This is a genomic window from Sulfurimonas sp., from assembly GCF_023229105.1.
Taxonomy (GTDB): Bacteria; Campylobacterota; Campylobacteria; order Campylobacterales; family Sulfurimonadaceae; genus Sulfurimonas.
On sequence record NZ_JALNZY010000109.1, the window covers coordinates 1 to 4,659 of the forward strand.

Sequence of the window (4,659 nt, forward strand, 5' to 3'; positions counted from 1 at the left end):
ATGAGACGGCAGATTTTAAGGGACTAAGTTTTGGAGCTGCTTTTTATACGACAAACGGTTTTTTAAACGATAGTGATAAAACAGACTACACAAAGGTAGATCCGACTCTTTTAGGAGAGAATAATGAGAACTACTCTATGTTGGGAGAGGCCTTTGTTCAGTATAAAGTAGCAAATAGTACGCTAAAAATCGGGCGCCAAAGGTTAGAGACTCCGATGCTAGGAAGCGATGATGCAAGAATGCTACCAAACCTATTTGAAGCGTATGTTCTTACAAATAAAGATATACCAAATGCTACGCTCATGGCCGCGCATGTGAGTAAGTTTGCACAAGGAACTTTTGGTCGTGCTTACGGTGCAGGCGGTATGCTAGGTTCTACTTCGGGTTACTCCTCGTGGGATGCTCTAAATCAAGTAGGTCAATTTAAAAACATGGGAACATACGCAGCCAATAAATCTACAGACGGTATCTCTTTAGTTTCTGCAACATATACAATGGATAAAAATCTTAAACTTCAGCTTTGGGATTACTACGCACATGACATAATGAATATAATCTATGGGCAAGTTGATGCCTCTTGGAACTGCTTAATTACTGATGCGATAAAACCCTCTTTATCTGTTCAAATGATTAAAGAAGATAGTGTAAAAGATGAAGTTTTAGGTAAGATTGACAGCATCTACTGGGCTGCAAAATTTGATGCAAAGATTCAAAATTTTACAGCCTCTTTTGCTTACTCTCAAACAGGTAAAAATAGTTCTACAGATGCCTCAAGAGAAAATGCAATCACTTCCTCGTGGGGCGGAATGCCGGCATTTACGCAAGGGATGGTTACTCGTCACATGTTTCTAGCAGGGACTGATGCTTACAAAATTGCAGGAAGTTATAATTTTAAAGATTTAGGTACAAATGTCATAGCAACTATCTACTATACAAACTTTGAGATGGCACAAAACAACGGTTACACATACGGTGATGCAAGCGAGAGCGGTTTTGATGTTATCTACATACCCGCAATTATAAAAAACTTAGAACTTCGTGTTCGCGCAAACTATGCAGATGATTACAATGTAAATGTAGCTGGCGCAACTCTAAGCTGGGATGAGTATAGATTTATAGCAAATTATAATTTCTAAGGAGAAATAGATGCAAAAAAATTTAGTAGAACTAATTAAAAATGATCCAGATTACAAAGAATTGGTGGCAAAGAGAAGCTCTTTTGCCATTAAACTCTCCATTATAATGCTGATAGTTTATTTTGGATTTATCCTCTTAATAGCTTACTTTCCAGAGGTTTTAGGAGCACCGCTCTCAGAGGGGTCAGTAACAACAGTTGGGATTCCCGTTGGGATGGGCATCATCTTCTTTGCTTTTATTATAACGGGCATCTATACCAAAAGAGCTAATGGCGAATTTGATGACTTGAACAATAAAATTAAAGAAAAAGTAAAGGGAATGTAGATGATAAATAGAGTATTTTTATTTTTAATCCTTGGAACTATTGCACTGTTTGCGTCAAATGTTGCTACGGCTGAAGTTGCAAAAGAGCTTAATGTCTCTGCGATTGTTATGTTTATTATTTTTGTCGGTGCTACTTTAGGTATCACTTACTGGGCAGCAAAACGCACAAAGAGTGCAAAAGATTTTTATACGGCAGGCGGCGGAATAACAGGTTTTCAAAATGGTATGGCGATTGCAGGTGACTATATGTCAGCGGCATCTTTTCTTGGAATATCAGGACTTGTATATGCAAGCGGATATGACGGACTTATCTACTCTATCGGATTTTTGGTCGGTTGGCCGGTTATCCTTTTTATGATTGCGGAACCTTTGCGTAACTTGGGAAAATATACATTTGCGGATGTTGCATCGTATAGACTTCGCCAAACACCTGTTCGTATCTTGGCGGCGTTTGGTTCTATTACTACGGTTATTCTTTATTTGATTGCTCAAATGGTCGGTTCAGGAAAGCTTATTCAGCTTCTTTTTGGTCTTAATTATGAAGTTGCGGTCTTTATCGTCGGTATTTTGATGATACTTTATGTAACATTCGGAGGTATGTTAGCTACTACTTGGGTTCAGATTATCAAAGCATTTTTGCTTCTCTCAGGTGCTACCTTTATGTCCATTGCTGTTATGGCTCATCATGACTTTGACTTTGGCAAGCTTTTTGCGCATGCGGTAGATCTAAAAGATATCTCTATTATGGCTCCGGGAAACCTTGTAAGCGACCCAATTTCGGCTATTTCACTTGCTGTCGCACTTATCTTTGGAGTTGCAGGTCTTCCGCATATCCTTATGAGATTTTTTACAGTTGGTGATGCAAAAGAGGCTAGAAAGTCTGTATTTTACGCAACAGGATTCATTGGTTACTTCTATATCTTAACTTTTATCATCGGTTTTGGTGCTATTGTTATGGTTTTAGGTAATCCTCAATATTTAGATCTTGCAAAGCAAGCCGTTAGCGGTGGGCAACCGATATTTGGCGGAAATAATATGGCGGCTATTCACTTAAGTCATGCAGTAGGCGGCGACTTCTTCTTAGGATTTATCTCAGCGGTTGCATTTGCTACAATCTTGGCGGTTGTCTCAGGCTTAACTCTAGCAGGTGCTTCGGCAATATCTCATGACCTTTACTCCTCTGTTATTAAAAAAGGTCAAGTGGATTCAGTTACGGAGATGAAAGTCTCAAGAATCGCTACGGTGGCTCTTGGAATCGTTGCTATATTTTTAGGTATCGCATTTGAGAGTCAAAACATCGCATTTGTTGTTGGTCTTGCGTTTGCTATTGCAGCTTCAGCTAACTTCCCGATTCTCTTCCTTTCAATGTACTGGAGAGGCTTAACAACTCGCGGAGCTGTTCTTGGCGGTAGTTTAGGTTTAGCAACAGCAGTTGTGCTACTAATACTTGGACCTGCTGTTTGGGTTGACGTTCTTGGAAATGCAAAGGCGATTTTCCCATACAAATATCCGGCACTTTTTTCAATGACGGTAGCTTTTATTGCGACATATTTCTTCTCTATAACTGATAACTCTCAGGGTGCAAAAGAGGAGAAAGAGAAGTTTGAAGCGCAGTTTATTCGCGCGCAGACAGGTATCGGCGCAGAGGGTGCATCTGAGCACTAAAATAAGAAAATGGAGTTAATTTTGTGAGCATACATGAGCAGAGAAAACTTATAGAGTCTATCCATCCTTTTGAGCTTTTAAGCTCGATTACTTTGGATAATCTTATGAAGAGAATCGATATTGCCTACTACCCAAAAGATACACTTTTAATCTCAAAAAATCTTCCATCCATAGCCTTTTATATAATTATAAAAGGTTCGGTTAAAGAGATGATTGAGGGAGAGATTTATACACTCTTTAATGCCGGAGACAGCTTTGATGCTGATGCACTCATCTATGAGAGGGCAAATGGGGATTTTATAGTAGAAGAGGATTTAATCTGCTATGAGATAAAAAAAGAGGATTTTATAGACCTTATGCAGGATAAAAGTGTTCGTGGATTCTTTTTAAAAGATTTTGTACAACGCCATCAGCATCTAAAAAATTACTCAACACAGAGTGAACTAACACCGTTTCTAATCTCAAGAGTCTGCGATATTTTTTTGCATAACGCATGTATAGTAGATGAAAAAGAGCCGATTCAGAGTGCTTTAAAAAAGCAAAAAGAGTTAAAAGCAAACGTCATTATAGTTAAGTATAAAGATGATTTTGGAATCGTCACAGACGTTGATTTAAGAGAGAGAGTTTTGCTAGGTGGAGTTGATATAAAAGATGAAATCCATAAAATAGCCACGCATAAGCTTATCACCATAGATAAAAATGACTTTTTATTTAATGCACTTTTGCTTATGACGCAAAAAGAGATAAAAAGAGTAGTGGTAAAAGAGGGCGAAGAGATAGTGGGTGTTTTAGAGCAACTTGATTTGCTGAGTTATTTTGCAAGCCATTCATACCTCATAGCCGTACAAATTGATAAAGCACAAAAACTAGACGACCTCAAAGCGCTCGGAGGCGATTTTAAAAATCTTATAGTCTCGCTTAGAGTTAAGGGCGTTAAAGTAAGATATATCACAAAACTTCTCTCCTCTTTAAATGAAAAAATATACAAAAAACTCTTTGACATGTGTGTTAATCCTGAACTTCAAAAAGATTGCGCTCTTATTCTTATGGGAAGCGAAGGAAGAGAAGAGCAGACTATAAAGAGCGATCAAGATAACGCACTTATAATCAGAGATGGGGTAGATGCTGAGCTATTTAAAGAGCCAATGCTGGAGTTAAACAGACATCTTCTTGAACTTGGATTTCCAAAGTGCAGTGGAGATGTGATGGTAAGTAATGAGTTTTGGCGAAGAAGTGTAGCTTCATATAAATCGCTAATAGATAAATGGACCTATGACATGAGCGATGAAAGTGTTCAGAGCTTAAGCATCTTTTTGGATTCAAAGTGCGTAGCGGGAGATAGCTCCCTGCTAAAAGAGTTGCGAGCGTATCTTTATAATAACTTTTATGCAAGAGACGATGTCCTAGCGCATGTCGCAAAGGCTATTTTGAACTTTGATACACCACTCTCTATATTCTCTGGATTTGTTATAGAAAAAGAGCATAAAAATAGACTTGATTTGAAAAAAGGAGGTATTTTTGCTCTGGTTCATG

General features: G+C 38.2%; 4 protein-coding genes. All 4 read left to right on the plus strand.

All coding sequences use genetic code 11. The features are described from left to right. The coding region (locus M0Q17_RS10675; RefSeq protein ID WP_295086687.1) for an OprD family outer membrane porin at positions 1-1,136 on the plus strand (1,136 nt) is incomplete at its 5' end. A gap of 10 nt (positions 1,137-1,146) precedes the next feature. After that, positions 1,147-1,461: a DUF485 domain-containing protein gene (locus tag M0Q17_RS10680; RefSeq protein WP_295086689.1), complete on the plus strand. Its 315-nt coding sequence runs from the start codon at positions 1,147-1,149 to the stop codon at positions 1,459-1,461. Further along, the gene (locus tag M0Q17_RS10685; protein WP_295086691.1) at positions 1,462-3,126 is read left to right on the plus strand and encodes a cation acetate symporter; all 1,665 of its coding nucleotides are present in this window, start codon (positions 1,462-1,464) and stop codon (positions 3,124-3,126) included. A 23-nt stretch (positions 3,127-3,149) separates the two neighbouring features. After that, positions 3,150-4,659, plus strand: a 1,510-nt coding sequence (locus M0Q17_RS10690) for a DUF294 nucleotidyltransferase-like domain-containing protein (protein WP_295086693.1), incomplete at its 3' end; no start/stop codon positions are given.